The sequence below is a fragment of the Synechococcus sp. CBW1004 genome (assembly GCF_015840715.1).
GTDB lineage: Bacteria > Cyanobacteriota > Cyanobacteriia > PCC-6307 > Cyanobiaceae > Cyanobium.
The window spans coordinates 1209629-1225824 of sequence record NZ_CP060397.1 but is presented as its reverse complement, the minus strand read 5'-3'; the positions used below and the strand labels follow the sequence as shown (position 1 = coordinate 1225824).

13 protein-coding genes are annotated in these 16196 nt (G+C 59.3%); 8 read left to right on the top strand and 5 right to left on the bottom strand.

All coding sequences use genetic code 11. The annotated features are described in order from the left end of the window. The first annotated feature begins 6 nt into the window (after positions 1 to 6). Genes H8F25_RS05955 through H8F25_RS05945 form a run of 3 tightly spaced genes read left to right on the top strand, consistent with a single transcriptional unit; the run spans position 7 to position 2883 of the window. Positions 7 to 717, top strand: coding sequence for a methyltransferase domain-containing protein (locus H8F25_RS05955; RefSeq protein ID WP_231597179.1), 711 nt, complete (start codon positions 7 to 9; stop codon positions 715 to 717). Further along, positions 710 to 1918, top strand: a complete 1209-nt coding sequence (locus tag H8F25_RS05950; protein ID WP_197212472.1) for a glycosyltransferase — start codon at positions 710 to 712, stop codon at positions 1916 to 1918. Before H8F25_RS05955 ends, H8F25_RS05950 begins: the two co-directional genes overlap by 8 nt. Beyond that, the gene (locus tag H8F25_RS05945) at positions 1915 to 2883 is read left to right on the top strand and encodes a hypothetical protein (protein WP_231597178.1); all 969 of its coding nucleotides are present in this window, start codon (positions 1915 to 1917) and stop codon (positions 2881 to 2883) included. Before H8F25_RS05950 ends, H8F25_RS05945 begins: the two co-directional genes overlap by 4 nt. A 334-nt stretch (positions 2884 to 3217) precedes the next feature. Here the strand turns inward: H8F25_RS05945 and H8F25_RS05940 are convergent, their stop codons facing one another. The 3 genes from H8F25_RS05940 to H8F25_RS05930 all read right to left on the bottom strand — a co-directional run bounded on the left by H8F25_RS05940 (position 3218) and on the right by H8F25_RS05930 (position 6912). After that, the gene (locus H8F25_RS05940) at positions 3218 to 4147 is read right to left on the bottom strand and encodes a hypothetical protein (RefSeq protein ID WP_231597176.1); all 930 of its coding nucleotides are present in this window, start codon (positions 4145 to 4147) and stop codon (positions 3218 to 3220) included. Between the two features lie 631 nt (positions 4148 to 4778). Next, positions 4779 to 5762 (bottom strand): IS5 family transposase, encoded by a 984-nt coding sequence (locus H8F25_RS05935; protein ID WP_197210200.1) that lies wholly within the window; start codon positions 5760 to 5762, stop codon positions 4779 to 4781. Positions 5763 to 5820: 58 nt separating this feature from the next. Beyond that, on the bottom strand, positions 5821 to 6912 hold the full coding sequence (locus H8F25_RS05930; protein WP_197210262.1) for an IS630 family transposase: 1092 nt from the start codon (positions 6910 to 6912) through the stop codon (positions 5821 to 5823). A gap of 335 nt (positions 6913 to 7247) precedes the next feature. Here H8F25_RS05930 and H8F25_RS05925 point away from each other — a divergent pair, with 335 nt between their 5' ends. From H8F25_RS05925 to H8F25_RS05915, 3 genes are all read left to right on the top strand, one after another. Beyond that, complete coding sequence (locus H8F25_RS05925) at positions 7248 to 8432, top strand: glycosyltransferase (RefSeq protein WP_197212466.1); 1185 nt, start codon at positions 7248 to 7250, stop codon at positions 8430 to 8432. Continuing rightward, entirely contained in the window at positions 8429 to 9919 is a 1491-nt protein-coding gene (locus H8F25_RS05920; RefSeq protein WP_197212464.1) for a hypothetical protein, read from the top strand. The genes H8F25_RS05925 and H8F25_RS05920 overlap by 4 nt, the downstream gene beginning before the upstream one ends. Positions 9920 to 10621: 702 nt before the next feature. Beyond that, positions 10622 to 11578 (top strand): hypothetical protein, encoded by a 957-nt coding sequence (locus H8F25_RS05915; protein WP_197212462.1) that lies wholly within the window; start codon positions 10622 to 10624, stop codon positions 11576 to 11578. Between the two features lie 54 nt (positions 11579 to 11632). On the opposite strand, the gene H8F25_RS05910 is transcribed toward H8F25_RS05915, so the two are convergent. After that, a complete protein-coding gene (locus tag H8F25_RS05910) occupies positions 11633 to 13543 on the bottom strand; it encodes an ABC transporter ATP-binding protein (RefSeq protein ID WP_231597175.1) in 1911 nt (636 codons plus the stop codon). A 44-nt stretch (positions 13544 to 13587) separates the two neighbouring features. On the opposite strand from H8F25_RS05910, the gene H8F25_RS05905 reads away from it, so the two are divergent. Both H8F25_RS05905 and H8F25_RS05900 read left to right on the top strand, forming a co-directional pair. After that, complete coding sequence (locus H8F25_RS05905; RefSeq protein ID WP_197212458.1) at positions 13588 to 14808, top strand: glycosyltransferase family 4 protein; 1221 nt, start codon at positions 13588 to 13590, stop codon at positions 14806 to 14808. Next, complete coding sequence (locus tag H8F25_RS05900; protein ID WP_197212456.1) at positions 14801 to 15163, top strand: glycosyltransferase; 363 nt, start codon at positions 14801 to 14803, stop codon at positions 15161 to 15163. Before H8F25_RS05905 ends, H8F25_RS05900 begins: the two co-directional genes overlap by 8 nt. Here H8F25_RS05900 and H8F25_RS05895 read toward each other — a convergent pair. Further along, positions 15084 to 16175, bottom strand: a complete 1092-nt coding sequence (locus H8F25_RS05895) for an IS630 family transposase (protein WP_197210262.1) — start codon at positions 16173 to 16175, stop codon at positions 15084 to 15086. The genes H8F25_RS05900 and H8F25_RS05895 overlap by 80 nt on opposite strands. Positions 16176 to 16196: the final 21 nt, after the last annotated feature.

The following is a 16196-nucleotide window of genomic DNA, read 5'->3' as shown; positions in this document are numbered from 1 at the left end:
ACGACCATGCATCAAGTGGATCATAGGCTTCTCAGGATTAACATTGGCTGTGGAAGATCTCCTACTCCTCGATGGCTGAATTTTGATTCCTCACCTTCTGTCTTCATCGCCAGGCTCCCTTTCCTGTGGTCTGTGGTAAAGCCGGTCGCCGAGAAGTTGATTTCCAGGGATCAGAGCGACTTCATTGCTTTTGCGAGAAGTAATCGTCTTCTTTTTGGTGATGCCACCAAGGGCCTCCCGCTTCGCGCGTCATCATGTGGCGTTGTGTATGCATCTCACGTGCTGGAACATCTCGATGCACATGGTGTACGCTTGTTTCTCGCTGAGGTTCTCAGGATTTTCTCTCCCGGGGGCACCCTCCGTTTGGTCGTCCCTGATCTGCAGATCTTGGTTGACTTATACAATGCGGATGGGGATGGCAATGGCTTTGTGAGCAGGCTGAATGTTGTGCCTTCCCGTTCTCAAGTCGACTGGAGTTCGCTTCTGAATGCATTGACTGGTCATCGTACCTTGCATCAGTGGATTTACAACGAAGCTTCGCTGTCTACTACTTTGTTGGAAGCTGGATTTGAGCAGCCGACCAAGCTTCTGCCTGGCCAAACAACCATTCCATACTGCGAAGAACTCAACCTGTGGGAGCGCGCATGGGAAAGTCTCTACATGGAGGCCCGCAAGCCCTTATCGCTGAAGGAGCACGGTTCTTCGTCTCATGGCTGAGTTTTCTCGCTTGAGTGCTGAGCAGTCCTTTCGTTCGTTGCCGGTAGCGTGCGTGGTTGAGCGTCATCGCCTGGTCATTATCCAGAATTGTGAAACCCAGTTTGATGCACCTTTGTATGCCGATATCCATTCACGGTGCTTGATGCAGCTCATGGTGATCTATACCCAGATGTCTTCCGCTGCTGCTCATTGCGATCAGGAAATCAGCCGATCGCCGCAATGGGACCATCTGACCAGTGGTTCCTATCCCGTGCTTGCCCTGCCTCGCACGAATGTCTGGGCGCTTGTAAAGCTCGCGAGACACTTGCGAAGGCAACAGCCGGATCTCGTAGTGATCTGCGGCTACTACCCCCGCAGCCATCTGTTTCTCGCTGTCCTGCTTCGGCTGATGGGGCATCGCATCGGTCTACGCAGCGACAACACCCTCACCCATACCCCTTTACACGGATGGCGTGGACATCTCCGTCGGATGAGTGTAGGCGGGATTCAAAAGCTGTTTCACACCTGGCATCCTGTGGGCCAACAGGCTCATGCCTATCTCCGCACTCTTTCCGGCGTCGAGCGACCCACCTATCGCTTCGCCTACGCCGTCGATAACGACTGGTTCGCCGAGCGATCCGACCAGGCGCGTCAGCAGCGTTCAGTCTTTCTGGAGCAGCAGGGCTGGCCTGCCGATGCCTACGTGGTACTGGGCATCATGAAATGGACCAGCCGTGAAGACCCCCTGACCTTGATAGCTGCCTTCCAGCAGGTTTTGTTGACCCAACCGCACGCCCGTCTGATTCTCATCGGTGATGGACCACTCCGGCAGATCGTCGAATCCGCCTGCGATCCACTTGGCAATGCGGTTCTCAGGCCCGGCTATGTGCCCTACTCCCAGCTACCGCTTTGGTATGGCCGCACCGATGTGTTCGTCCATCCGGCGCCGGATGAGCCGTGGGGAGTCTCCGTCACGGAAGCCCTCGCCTGCGGCGTGCCGGTCCTTGCGGCCGAGGGGGTGGGTGCCGCCGCCGAAGTGCTCCCATCCTCTGATTGCGGTGGAATCTTCCCGAATGGAGCTTCCGATCACCTGGCTTCCATGCTGATCGAACGATCCAGCAGGCTCACCGATCAGCAGCGCTCAGCCTGCCGCTGCGCAGCAGATCGTTGGCACTACCGGCACACCATCAAGGCTTTTCAGGATGCGCTGGCGACGTGTTGATCGTCATCCCCAGGCCAGACGGCGCCTCCTGCGGGCTGGCCGACCATGCCCGGGTGATCGCCGCTGAGGCGAGCCGGCGGGGCATCCCTGCGCACGTCTGCCCCTGGCCGCAGCCCTGGCTGCCATCACCAAACACTCCCGTTCTGCTGGAGTTCACCCCACTCGCCTACAGCCGCGTCGCTCTCCCCTGGCGCTTGCTGCTGCGGGTGCTGTTGCGCCGGCTCCGCGGTGGACGGGTTGTCACTTATTTCCATGAGCTTCCCTTCACTAACGGCAACACCTGGAAGCGTCAGGTAGCCGTTCTCCTGCAACAATTCTTCTGCATTCTGTTTGCCGGGCTCAGCCATCAGGCTGTGGTCAACCAGCAGGATGGTGTTCGCTGGCTTTCATGGCTCCGGCCACAATCGCCCCCCCTCTTCCTGCCCTCCTTCTCCAATGTGGGCGAGAGCGATCACGTGTCGGAGCCCAGCGACAGGCCCTTGCAGGTGGTGATCTTCGGATCAGCGGGCAAGCGCCGGCATGCCCATCAGCTGGTGGCCGAGCTGGGCGGCTACAGACAGCTCTTCGGTCCCACGGTAACGGTTCTCGATATCGGAGAGCCTTTGGCTTTGCCATCGTCTCTGCATGAGGAGGTTGACATCCTCGGACTGCTGCCAGCAGAACAGGTGTTCGCGCATCTTGTGCAAAGTCGATATGGACTCTTTTATTCCGAGCCTTATCAGTTTTCCAAATCCGGTGTTTTTGCTGCTTACTGCGCGTCTGGAGTCGTCCCAATTATCTCCTTGCGAACTCATCAACATTGCGATCATTTCCTGTCTCTATCACAGATCACTGATTCACCCGACTTTCTCTTGCGTTCTGATGCTGTATGGGTAAACTGTCGCTCCTGGTATTGCCAATACTCAACTAAATCTTGTGCTTCGGAAGTAATCAAGGCCTTTAATCTCTCTGCAGTCTTGGCTTAATCGCTGACTGCACATATACATGCCTGTTCCTTGATCTTTTGTCGCTCGGGATCTGACATTCATCCACGTCAAACAATAGTTCATAAATTTCTAACTTTCTGTCCGTGGAGCATCTACTGCCATGCCAGTTAAAATGTTGTTTCCGGCTACAACCTTTCCGCAACCAGAACCCCCTTGATTGTACTAGATAAATTCTAATACTTTCTATGTTGTTAATATCTAATATCTACTATTTCTAAAATTCCTAGAATCCAAAACTATTCTATATTGTAGTGACTAGCTGCCTTCGCTGTGAGTATTGACTTAACTCTTTGTGTAGGCTATTCATTAGACCTTATTTGCCATTATCTATTGCCAGCCTGAGAGGTTGTCCATTGATGATCACTGGTGAGTAGTCAGCCTGCTTGATTTGTCCGAACCATCCCCGGTAGCATTTTGCTTTCCTTGAGCCCTTTTCAAATTCAAGGATGCGACCATCATCAACCCATAATTGTATTTTTGCTCCTGTTGCCACTGTTTTACTGCAAATATCGTCAGACTCGTAGTCAATCTTGACAATTCTTGGTTGCCAAGTCCAATTTATTAAGTTGAAGCCGATTATCATCAAGGCTGCAATTAAAAGTTTTGAGTTTCTTAAGCGTGAAAGAATATAAAAGCAACAGAGCAAGAGTGGTTGCAAGTAAGATAATTGCACTGGCATCCGCGCAAAAATGAGTAGATTTGATATCACTATTGCGCCCAAAAAATTAGCATCATGCTTAGACATTATTAATAATGTATGATTCCTGTTTCGCTTTGCCATCACCAGCAGTACGACGATGACAATGATAATCAGGGTTTGAACAAGCCCAAAAGCTTGAATGAGTTTCAATATGAATCTGCCGGCGAGTCCAATCAGTCCTTGATTGTCAGGTGGCTCAGCACTAATCCATGAAAGTCCAAAGTTGTGCCAGAACCAAGCAGGAAGATAAAAAAGTCCACCTGCAAAGGTTGTTGTTATTATTGTGCTCAATCTTTCTTTGAATCTTACAATCCAGTTGGCCGGCTCACGCGAAAACTTATGATCTATCAAATAAATGGATGAGATTGCAAACAGCGCAAATATGGGTCTGCTCCCGATTGCAAGGGCCATAGGAATGATAGAATTTGATCGTGCTTTTGAATTTTTAAGAGTTGCGCAACCAATGACCCAGAAAAATGTTGCCCAGGGGTAGTCTATCGAAATAATATTATCAAAAGCTAGCACGGTTGAAGTAAGTGCCATGCATGTAAATAGAAGATATCGTATTGGACTGGGTTTCGTGTCAAAGCAGAACGGAAATGTCAATGCCGTGATCAGGAAAATACCATAGTTAACTGTATTCGACAGACTGCTGCCCCCGAGCCATGCACTGGCGCCTACAGCGATTTCAGCCACTGGGTATCCAGTGAACCTTGATGGTTTGTAAACTCCATCGTGAATGACTGATAGGAATGATCCGAGCATCAAGTAGATATCGTGATGACCACCATAGTTGCTCCTTAGGGCTAGATTGATTGATATAATCGCAGTCAGCGAAGATGTGGCTGCAAGTAGAAAAACAAGTATATGTTTACTCATTCGAGATGTGCCCTCGCGGCCGTGGGATGATTTTGCTACCTCTTGTGTTTTTGGTGTCATGGGTCCGGTTGCCTCTTGATGTGTTAGTAAGTATGTTAAGACCTAGGGAAGCTCTGATCAAGACCGGGAATTGAGCGCAAGCGTGTCTCATTCTCGTCAATGAGACACAAGTGGGGTATTTTGTCCTTGGCTACTCGCCAGGTGCTCCAATCCAGGGCCTGACTGGCTTATTTCTCGTGAGTTCCCCGATCATTTTTGGCTGCTCACCCTCAAGATGGCACACTTATTCTGTCATTTACGCTGTAGAAGGACAACGTTCGCGCACCATCCAGAGATTGGCGAGGGCAAACAGCATCGTCAGCTTGAGGTTGTTCTTGCGGATGCCTCGGTAGAAGACCTTCCGAAATCCAAACTGGCACTTGATGATCCGAAATGGATGCTCCACCTTTGCCCTGACATGTGCTTTCGCCGCCTCCATCAGATCCAGCAGTCTTCCCTCTGGGGTGTCCGGTAGAACTCGGCGCTGTCCGGGCTTCATGGCGATGCGCATCTCTGCTTCGCAGTCCTTGAACGCCTCACGCTTTTCGATGCCGATGTGGCCAGAGTCGCCGTAGATCACGCGTTCCTCGCCATGGACGCGATCGGGTGCCGTGTTCAGCTCATGGACGTTGGCAGCCGTGCTCACCACGGAATGGACCAGACCCGAGGCTGCATCCACACCGATGTGGCACCGCATCCCAAAGAACCACTGGTTGCCTTTGGCCACCGAGTGCATTTCAGGATCCCGCTCGCCCGTCTTGTTCTTGGTTGAACTGGGAGCGTTGATGATTGTGGCATCGAGGATCGTGCCCTCCTTAAGCATCACGCCCTTCTCCCGCAGGCTCTGGTTCACCGTCTCCAGGATCTGCTCTGCTATCCGATTCTCTTCCAGGAGGTGGCGGAAGTTCAGGATCGTCGTCTCGTCAGGGATCCGGTCCTCAACCATGTCGATCCCAGCAAAGCGGCGGAAGCAGGGGGTATCGATCAGCATCTCCTCCATCAAGGGATCGGAAAGCGTGAACCACTGCTGCAGCAGGTGGATGCGCAGCATCACCTCCAGCGGAAACGGTGGGCGCCCGCCCTTGGCAGAAGGCCTGTGGTACACAGGCGAAATCAAGGCCAGGAAAGGATCCCAGGGCACTGTGGCTTCCATCTCATCGAGGAAGCGCTGCCGGCGCGTTTTCTTCTTGGCGTAGGTCTGCTCGTAGTCCGTGAAACCCAACTGGAGGGGGGCCGCCATCCGCTGCCAGTCTCATTATTGGAACTGTACTGATTCTATCGGGTTTTTCAGGGGTTCCCTAGTGTGCCGTCCCAGAGATTTGCGCACAAAGCCGCTGGAGCTTCTCCAGGATTGAGTCAGCTGTCGCCGTCCAGTTGAACGGGGCCTTGGTCGTGTTGTAGGCGGCCACAAACTGCTCGATCCTGGCGATCAGCTCTTTGACGCTGGAGAAGCTGCCGCGCCGGATTGCCCGCTGGGTGATCAGTCCAAACCAGCGCTCCACCTGGTTGAGCCAGGAGGCGTAGGTGGGGGTGTAGTGGACGTGGAAACGGGGACGCTGGGCCAGCCAGGCACGCACCTTGGCGTGCTTGTGGGTGCAGTAGTTGTCCACGATCAAGTGCAGGTCCAGATCCTCGGGGACGGACTTCTCGATCTGCCTGAGGAACCCCAGGAACTCCTGGTGGCGGTGCCGGGGTTTGCACTGAGTGATTACCTCACCGGTCGCCACGTCCAGCGCGGCAAACAGGGTCGTGGTGCCGTGGCGGATGTAGTCATGCGTCACACCCTCCACGTAGCCCAGCCCCATGGGCAGCAGCGGTTGGGTGCGGTCGAGGGCCTGGATCTGCGTCTTCTCGTCGACGCAGAGCACCATCGCCTTGTCGGGCGGGTTCAGGTACAGGCCAACGATGTCCCGAACCTTCTCCACAAAGAACGGATCGGTGGAGAGCTTGAACGATTTCTGCCGGTGGGGCTGGAGCGAGAAGGTCTGCAGCCAGCGGTGAACCGTGGACTTGGAGATCCCTGTTTCTGCGGCCAAAGTCCGAGCGCTCCAGTGCGTGCTGCCATCGGTTGGCTTGCTCTGCAGGGCTCGGTTGATCACCTCCGCCACCGTGTCGTCCTCATAGGTCCGCGGGCGGCCTGAACGGAGCTCGTCGTGCAGCCCCTCGATCCCCAGATCGAGGTAGCGCTGCCGCCATTTGCCCACCGTTGCGCTGCGAACGCCAAATCGCTTGGCAACTGAGGTGTTGGTGTCACCAGCTGCGCAGGCCAGGACGATCTGCGCCCGCTGAACGATCGAATGGGGCAAGGACCTTGATCCAGCCAGGCTCTGGAGCTGGCTGGCCTCATCAGCCGACAGCTCCAGAGGAGCCATGGGGCGCCCGCTTGGCATGAAACGACCCCCTCGGGAGGCACTTCATATTGTAGCGGCTATTTGCGGGACGGCACACTAGCGCTGAATGTTAGGGCCTAACGCTGATTTGTGCGATCGCTTGCGTGCCTGTTAGCCTTTTGTATTACTTTATGCGCTAAATCGACTTGATCGCTGTATGCTGAAAGCCTCGTTCCAATGTCTCTTGTCGGGCATTGTGCCGACACTTTTTCCATGCGTGGTCCGGCAACGTATTTCAATGGTTCGCTTGCTTTGCTGAGGAATTGATGAGAATTCTTCATGTGATTCCCTCAATTAGTCTCCGTCGTGGTGGACCCAGTGTTGCGGTTTTAGAGATGGCTTCGGAGCTGAGCTTTATTGGGTGTGATGTCAGTATTCTCACCACCAACGACGATGGCCCGGGCTTAGACACATCCCTTCCGCATGGCCACTGGTCTGAACGCAATGGCGTGCCGGTGTTGGCCTTCAACCGCTGGAGCCCGCCGCTGCAACCCCTGCGCGAGTATGCCGTCAGCCCGGCGCTCAATCGATGGCTGGCCGCCCACCTGCGGGACTACGACCTGCTGCACGTGCATGCCATGTTCTCGTGGCCGTCTACTTCGGCAATGGCTCAGGCCCGCCGAGCTGGAGTTCCTTACGTGGTCAGCACCATCGGCCAGTTGTGTCGCTGGAGCCTGGCCCGCAGCCCGCGGCGCAAGCAGCTCCTGCTGCGCCTGATCGAGCGTCGCAACCTTGAAGGTGCCGCCGCCTTGCACTTCACCACCGAAGCAGAGCGCGAGGAGGCCGCGGATCTAGGCCTTGGAAGCCCCAGCTTCGTGTTGCCGCTGGGTGTACTGCCGCCTTCCTCGCCGACCAACGCCCCCAATCAGACACCAGCTGCCGGCCTTCGTGATCCCCTGATAGGGCCGGTGTTTCTGTTTCTCTCACGCCTGCATCCCAAGAAGCAGCTGGAGATGCTGCTGGAGGCCCTAGCCCTCCTGCAACAGCGTCAGCCCGAGGCTGCCTGGCAGCTTCAGATTGCGGGCACTGGTGAGCCCTCCTATCTCAACACCCTGCACAGGCAGGCTGCAGCTCTCGGCCTTGCCGGCCGCTGCCGGTGGCTGGGCTTCCTGGAGGGTGAGGCCAAATGGCAGGCCCTGCGCCGGGCCGACTGGTTCGTCCTGCCCTCTGCCTCGGAAAACTTCGGAATTGCTGCCATCGAGGCCCTGGCTGCAGGTACGCCCACGATTCTCAGTCCAGGTGTGGCCGTGTCCGAGGCCATTGCCGCTGCCCAGGCAGGGCATGTCTGCGACAGCGAGCCTCTCGCGCTCAGCCAGGCGCTGGAGGCGGCCCTGGCGGGCCCGCCAGCGGCAATGCGAGCCGCCGCCCTTGACCTCGCCACCCGTGCCTACAGTTGGCCAGCCATCGCCATGAGGCTGGAAGAAACCTACCTTTCCATCCTCTCAGGCGAGAGACCTCTCCGCTCTGCCTCAGCCATCGAGGATGGCGCCGAGATTGCAAGACCAGCGCCGACGCCGTGATCAACCTTCTGCTTGCCCTTCTGCTGGCCTCCCTCGCCCTGGTTCTGGTCAGCGGCGACTGGCGTAAGGGGCTTCTTCTCACTGTTGTGATGGGCTTCGCCCAGGATCCGATCCGCAAGCTCACCCCCGATCAGCCTGCCCTGTATGTGGGCCTCGCTCTGATCGCTTTTGTCGGCAGCGCCATTGTGCTGTATCAGAGACGCGGCAGCCTGGAGCTGCCCCTCATGTTTGCCAGCAAGCCTGGCCTCGTCGCCTGGGTGACGCCGCTTCTATTGTTCCTGGCTCTTCAGGCGCTCAATGGCCTGCTTCGCTGGGGCTTGCCGATCCGTGTGATGATCGGGATGGGCTTCTACCTGGCTCCGCTGCTGGGCCTCTGGGTGGGATTCCAGCTGGGCCGTGATCAGCTCATGCTGCGCCGGCTGCTGCAGCTTTATCTCACGTTCTCCTCCCTGTTCGCGTTCACCGCGCTGCTTGATTATCGCGGGGTCGATGTGCCTCTTTTTGACGCCATCGGCGGCGCCCAGTTGATTCATTTCCGCTACGGATTTTACACAACTGGTGCTATCGGCCTTTGGCGCAGTACAGACATCGCCGCGATTCACCTCACCATCGCCGCCTGCATAGCGGTGATCTTCGCCTTTTCCGGTTTCAGAGGAGCCTCCCGCAACCGGTGGCTCATCCTTGCGGCAAGTCTCGCCACAATCAGTTTATTCACTGGCCGACGCAAGGCCATTGTGCAGTTTGTTGTTTTCATTGGTTTGTTTGTCTTGCTGCTGAGCCGATACGGCAGCACCAGCAGTCGTCGCCAGCTGCTCGGTGCGGTGGTGGCCTCCGCTGGCCTGGCTGCAATCATCTTGCTTCTCGACCCTTCTGAACTCCTGGGAGACGATTTCAGCGAATATGTGGGTCGCGCCGCCACGGCCCCGCGCGACCTCTGGGAGCGTTTCAATGCACTGGGTCTCAGGGCCTTCCTGACCGGTCTCAACGTCTCCGGTGGCCTCGGCCTCGGCGTCGGTTCCCTCGCCCAGACGGGTGCAGCCCAGGTCGGCCAGGTGCAGGTTCAGGGAGCAAACCTGATCTATGTGAGTGAGAGTGGCATCGGTAAAGTTGTTGCGGAGCTTGGCATTCCGGGGCTGATCTTGATCATCGGAATCATCGCGGGACTGTTTCAGGTGGTACTCCGCAATCTTCGCTTCATTCGCCTGCTGCCGAAGCCGATCGCCGTGTTCGAGATTGGTTTACTTGCCTTCGCCCTCTCCAACCTCCCCTTCTTCACCTCTGCCGCCGGGGTCTATGGCGATCCCTTCGTGCTGATTCTCTGCAGCATCAGCCTTGGCTCGGTGCTGGCGATTCCCTGTCTGCTCCACCAACAGTCCGAGATCTTGAGGGTTCAGCAGGAGGCCCTTGAAAGGCAGGCATACCCGACCACCACTTTGCTCCCTCGTCAAACGCAGGGTTACGGCCCGGGCGCAGGGGATGCCATCTGATCCACATGTGTTTGGTTGCGTCCGATGAAGCGGATTGCCATCGAGGCTGACGCCACAGGCGACCGGAGATCCAGACTTCGAATGCGGCCAGAATCCGGCCTCGGCACGCTGTTGGCACTTCTCTTTGTTGTGATCAGTCTGGTCAACGGAGCTCCTTTTTTCTTGGCACGCACCGGCCTGATCGACCCTGCGCCCTATCAGCGTGAACGTCAGGCGTTCTGCCCTGAGGCAGGTCCGCCCGCCGGCCTTGTGAGTGCCTGCCCCGCACGCCGTCCCCATCCATGGCGCCCTCGTCGCCTTCAGTCTTTATCTTTTGGTCGCCTGCATGAGGCGACAGAGCCCTGGAGGCCTTGGAAGTTATCCAGATTCCTCTTATTGCTGGGCCTCCCACTCGCCGCCTCGATCGCCATGGGTCGAGCCTGCCTGCCGAGCTGGATCGGCCTTCGACCCGTTTTGCCATTGCTCATCAGCACTGCCCTTGCGGCCCTGATTAGCCTTCTGCAGCTGGCCCAATCCCCGCAAGCTCCAGCTCATCAGCTGGCTTCCGGCCTGCTCGGGGCAGTTCAGGTTCTGTTGGTCAGCGCCTTGCCTGGGCTGTGGTTGCTACCCCTGTTGGCTGCCGGGCCTTTCTCAACCCGGGACTGGCTCCACCACTGGGCCCGCGCTTCATCCTGGCTGCTTTGGTTGCAGCTCCCGTTGCTGATGTTCGAGGCACTGCGGGGCCTTCCCATGCCCTTCGGTCCTGCACTGGTAGGGGGGAGTGCAGTCGGAACATCTGTGCAGGCGGGTCTTGCCATCCCGTCAAGGCTGGTTGGCAGTTTCACACAACCGAACAGCCTTGGCGTGGCTGCCGTCGTGTTGCTGGCGTTCGCTATCAGTTACCTTCCCCACCACAAGACCGGCCCGCCGCGAGCTTCGTCACGTTTCATGGCCGTACCCATGGGCTCAGATTCAGTTTATCGGGGAGGACTCTACTCAGCTGAACCTCTCAACCGTTCTGTTGGGGAAGGCCTGGATAGCCCTGCAATCGATCAGTCGGGCACTCGTTCAGATCCTTCTGTTTCGCTTCGGGGCCTGTGGATCGTCGCCTTGCTCTCGGTGCTGCTCGCCCGTTCCGGCACCGGCCTGATCGTTTTGCTGGCCCTTTTCCTCTGGTCTGCTTCACAGCAGTGGCCTGCTCTCTTCCATCGGAGCCGCCTCGCCTTGGCAGCCACGACAGTGCTTCTGATGACTTTTCTGCCCAACCTCCTCGGCCGCCCGGATCTTTGGCGGTCGCCTCTTGGCCGTTGGCAGGCTGCGGTCGAGGGCATGACTCAGGCCGGCCCGCTGCAATGGTTGTTCGGCCAGGGACTTGCTGCTAACAGCAACCAGCTGATCAGTCTCCTTGGCCCCCAGTCTGCCCTCCATTCCGGATCAAGTGATGGTATGCCAGTGCTGCTGTTGCTGCAGAGCGGTCTGTTCGGGGTCGCGGCCTTTTACGGACTACTGCTCTGGGCATGGAACCGCGATCCTGTGTCTCGCCCTTTCCTGATGGCAGTGGGCATCGTCAGTCTCACTCTCAACATCACCGAGTTGTTTCCCATCAATCTATTGTTGGCTTTCGGTTTGGCCGGGTTGCTTGCCCCATCGCCTCAATCCATGCTTCCAGTGAAGTCGTGATCTGAGTCTCAACTCTTGTCTTGAAGATCTTTCTGTTGTGGGGTGCTCTCAACATTATCTGCCAGACGATGCATTCGGTCTGCGGGCCAGCAATTCCTGCAGCCTCACGCCGTCTTGCAGAAGCTCCTCAAATGGGCCTTCGGTCAGGATCTCGCCGCCGTGCAGCAAGGCGAGCCGCGGACAGCGTCGCATGGTGATTTCCCGATGGGCGATCACCAACACACTGCTTCCAGCTGTGGTGGACTCCAGGTCTGCAAGTAGCGCCGATTCCCCGGCCTGGTCGAGGCCACTGGTGGCTTCATCCAGCACGAGCAGACCAGGCCGGCGCAGCAAGGCCCGGGCCAAGGCAAGCCGCTGGCGTTGGCCTCCGCTGAGATGCAGGGCTTCATCGCCCAGCTCCGTCTGTAAACCATGGGGAAGTCGGCGCACAAGCTCCATTAGACCGACCTCTGCCAATACATCCCACAACCGTCTGTCCTCGCCGGGTTCCTGCCAGCCCCAGAGGTTGTCTGCCAGGCTGCCGTGTCGGAGCCGAATCGGCTGACTGACTTCGGCGCATTGCCTTTGCCAGTGGCGCCGCCTGGCTCCCTCCAGTGGTTGGCCATCCAGCAGGAGTTGTCCTTCTTGTGGCTCCAGAAGTCCGAGAATCACTCCAGCCAGCGTGCTCTTGCCGCTCCCACTGGCACCCACCAGGCCCAGCCGTTCCCCCCGGCGGATCTCAAGGTTGAGTCCCCGCAGAATCCAGTCGTTCGGGCCCGGATAGCGCAGGTGCACATCCAACAGCTGCAGTCGACGCCATTGAGGTTTGGAGTCGGGCCATGTCTCTGATCCTCTCTGCTGCAGCCTGTCCCTTCCGGATTTCTGGCGCTGCCTCGCCTCCATGCCTGCCTCAGGTTCAGCTCTGGGTGTTGCAAGCACGGTCAGACGGGCAGGCAACGCACCAGAGGTCATCGGTTCCTGCAGTGGAAGCTCGAGCAGGGCCAGGCACTCCCGCAACAGGGGCACGCTCCCCTGCAACTGGTTGAGAGCTCTTGAAAGTTCCTGCAAGGGTTGGGCCAGTCGCAGCATCGCTACCGTCATCAGCGCCAGCCAGGGCAGCGTGCTCGCACCGGTGCTGCGGATCTCCGGGATCAGCAGCAGCAGCAGCACACCGGTGAGTCCCGCCGGCTCCACCACCAGCCTCGGTAGCTGCGGTAGCGCCTCGCTCAGGGCCAGGCTCTGCTCGATCTGGTGGGCGAGGCGTCCGAATCGCTCGAGCACCTGTGGCTGCGCCCCTTCCAGCAGCACGCTGCGAATCGCGGCCAGAGCCTCCTGGATTTCGGTTGTGGCGGCCACCTCCGCCTGCATTTGTCGCTCCTGCAGCTGCCTCAGCGGTTGGCGCAACAGCAGCACCAACAGGCCATACAGGCCTGCCACCAACAGCATCAGCAACAGCGCTATCGGACCGGCCAGCCACAGCAGCCCGGCCACCAGCAACAGCACCGTGGCGGCGCTGCCGATCGAAAGCACCGCCGGCAGAACCACCAGGCGGCTGACCTGCGACAACTGCTGAAGCAGCCGGGTGCTCAGCTCGGCACGGCTCCGGTTCAGGTGAAACAGATACGGCTGATTCAGCAGCCGCTCCAGCATGCCGTTGCTCAGCTGCTGCCAGATCTGCCCACCGAGCCGGTACTGCCACAACCGCAGCCCCGCCTTGAGCAGCGACACGCTCCAGCCCAGGGTGATCACCGCCAGTACCAGCTTCTGCAGGGGCTGGCCGCCACCGAGGCCGAGCACCCCCACCAGCCGCGCGATCAGCACGATCAGGCTGAGATCCAGAGCCGCCACCAGCACGGCACTAGGGGCCAGAGCCTGCAGCTGCCGCTGCTGAGCCCGGGGCAACCTGCGCAGGAGACGCCGCAGCAGAGCAAAACTCTGCGAGGCTCGCCAGCGTCCTTCGTGGCTGCTCACCCCCTGTGCAGTCATAGGGTTCCCCTGGTTCGCCGATCGATATCAGCCGCCAGTCTCCGATGTCTCCGGCCCCCTTGCGAGCCCTGATCAGCACCATCCAGCCCTCCAATGGGGGAGTGCCGGCCAAAACCCGCTGGCTGGTGGAGCAGCTGGCGGCTCTCGGCATCTCCAGCACCCTCGCCTGGTACGAGCCATGGAGCTGCAGCCCGGAGCTTTCGGTGCCGTTGTGGCGTGTGCTCTACGGTCGGCGTCCCGGGAGACGCCACGAGCCGGTGTGGCCGCAGGTTCCAGGTGAAGCTGTCGGAGCCTGGCTGCCGGAGCTGGAATTCAGCCACTACTGGGAGACACGCCCCTGGCGCCGCCTCATCGCCTCGGCGGATCTGCATCTGGTCACCACTGGCAATCCCCTCTGCGCCTATCGCTACCTGAGGGCGGCGGTGCCCTTTCTGGCCTGGGTGGGCACCCCCTGGCACGGTGATCGGGATGCACGCCTGCGCACGTTTCCCTGGCATCGCCGCCTCCTCGACCGCAGCCTCAACGCACCGGTGCTCCGTCGCATGGAACGCCGGGTGTTGCGCGCGCCTCAGGGGCGGATTCTCACGATCAGCCAGCACACCGCTGGCGAGCTGGCCCAGATCTCAGGCCGCAACACCGATGGGGTGCTGTATCTGCCTCCCGATCCTGCCCTGTATCGCCCCCAGCCGGAGGCCCGGGTGTCCTGGCGCCTTGGCTTTGCGGGGCGCTATGGCGATCCGCGCAAGCAGCTGGGCCTGCTGCTGGATGCCGTGGCCCTGCTGCATCGGCAAGGCCATCCGGTGCAGCTCGAGCTCACCGGCGAGCGTCAGGGCCTGCGGCTGATCGCTGACGCTGTTCAGCTTCGCGGTCTGAACGACGCGGTGCACTGTCACCCCTATCTGAGTCAGGCCCAACTGGCTGACGTGATGCAGCGCTGGGATCTGTTCGTGATTCCCTCCCACCAGGAGGGGCTCTGCATTTCGGCGCTCGAAGCCATGGCCTGCGGCGTGCCGGTGGTCAGCACCCGCTGCGGTGGCCCGGAGGATTTCGTGATCCCCGATCGCACCGGCCAGCTGGTGCCCCACGAGGCTCCGGCCCTCGCATCGGCGATCGCCGCCATCTGCAGCCAGCCCGACCGGCGGCAACGCCTCAGCGAAGGAGCCCTGGCCTGGATGGCCGCCAATGCCGATGCCAACCAGGCCCGCCGTCGTCTTCACCATCACCTGCGTGCCTGCTTCCCCGCCTTGCGAGACCTGGATGGCTGAGGCACTTAATCAAGTCACCCCGTTGATCCTCACCTTCAACGAGGAGGCCAACATCGGCCGCACCCTCGAGGGCCTCCGCTGGGCTCGTCGGATCGTGGTGGTTGACAGCGGCAGCAGCGACCGCACCCTTGAGATCCTGGCGCAGTGCCCTCAGGTGGAGGTGGTGCAGCGCCCATTCGACTCCTTCGCCCGCCAGTGCAATTTCGGCCTTGGGCTGATCACCACCCCCTGGTGCCTCAGCCTCGATGCCGATCACGGCATTACGTCCGCCTTCACTAGTGTGCCGTCCCAGAGATTTGCGCACAAAGCCGCTGGAGCTTCTCCAGGATTGAGTCAGCTGTCGCCGTCCAGTTGAACGGGGCCTTGGTCGTGTTGTAGGCGGCCACAAACTGCTCGATCCTGGCGATCAGCTCTTTGACGCTGGAGAAGCTGCCGCGCCGGATTGCCCGCTGGGTGATCAGTCCAAACCAGCGCTCCACCTGGTTGAGCCAGGAGGCGTAGGTGGGGGTGTAGTGGACGTGGAAACGGGGACGCTGGGCCAGCCAGGCACGCACCTTGGCGTGCTTGTGGGTGCAGTAGTTGTCCACGATCAAGTGCAGGTCCAGATCCTCGGGGACGGACTTCTCGATCTGCCTGAGGAACCCCAGGAACTCCTGGTGGCGGTGCCGGGGTTTGCACTGAGTGATTACCTCACCGGTCGCCACGTCCAGCGCGGCAAACAGGGTCGTGGTGCCGTGGCGGATGTAGTCATGCGTCACACCCTCCACGTAGCCCAGCCCCATGGGCAGCAGCGGTTGGGTGCGGTCGAGGGCCTGGATCTGCGTCTTCTCGTCGACGCAGAGCACCATCGCCTTGTCGGGCGGGTTCAGGTACAGGCCAACGATGTCCCGAACCTTCTCCACAAAGAACGGATCGGTGGAGAGCTTGAACGATTTCTGCCGGTGGGGCTGGAGCGAGAAGGTCTGCAGCCAGCGGTGAACCGTGGACTTGGAGATCCCTGTTTCTGCGGCCAAAGTCCGAGCGCTCCAGTGCGTGCTGCCATCGGTTGGCTTGCTCTGCAGGGCTCGGTTGATCACCTCCGCCACCGTGTCGTCCTCATAGGTCCGCGGGCGGCCTGAACGGAGCTCGTCGTGCAGCCCCTCGATCCCCAGATCGAGGTAGCGCTGCCGCCATTTGCCCACCGTTGCGCTGCGAACGCCAAATCGCTTGGCAACTGAGGTGTTGGTGTCACCAGCTGCGCAGGCCAGGACGATCTGCGCCCGCTGAACGATCGAATGGGGCAAGGACCTTGATCCAGCCAGGCTCTGGAGCTGGCTGGCCTCATCAGCCGACAGCTCCAGAGGAGCCATGGGGCGCCCGCTTGGCATGAAACGACCCCCTCGGGAGAC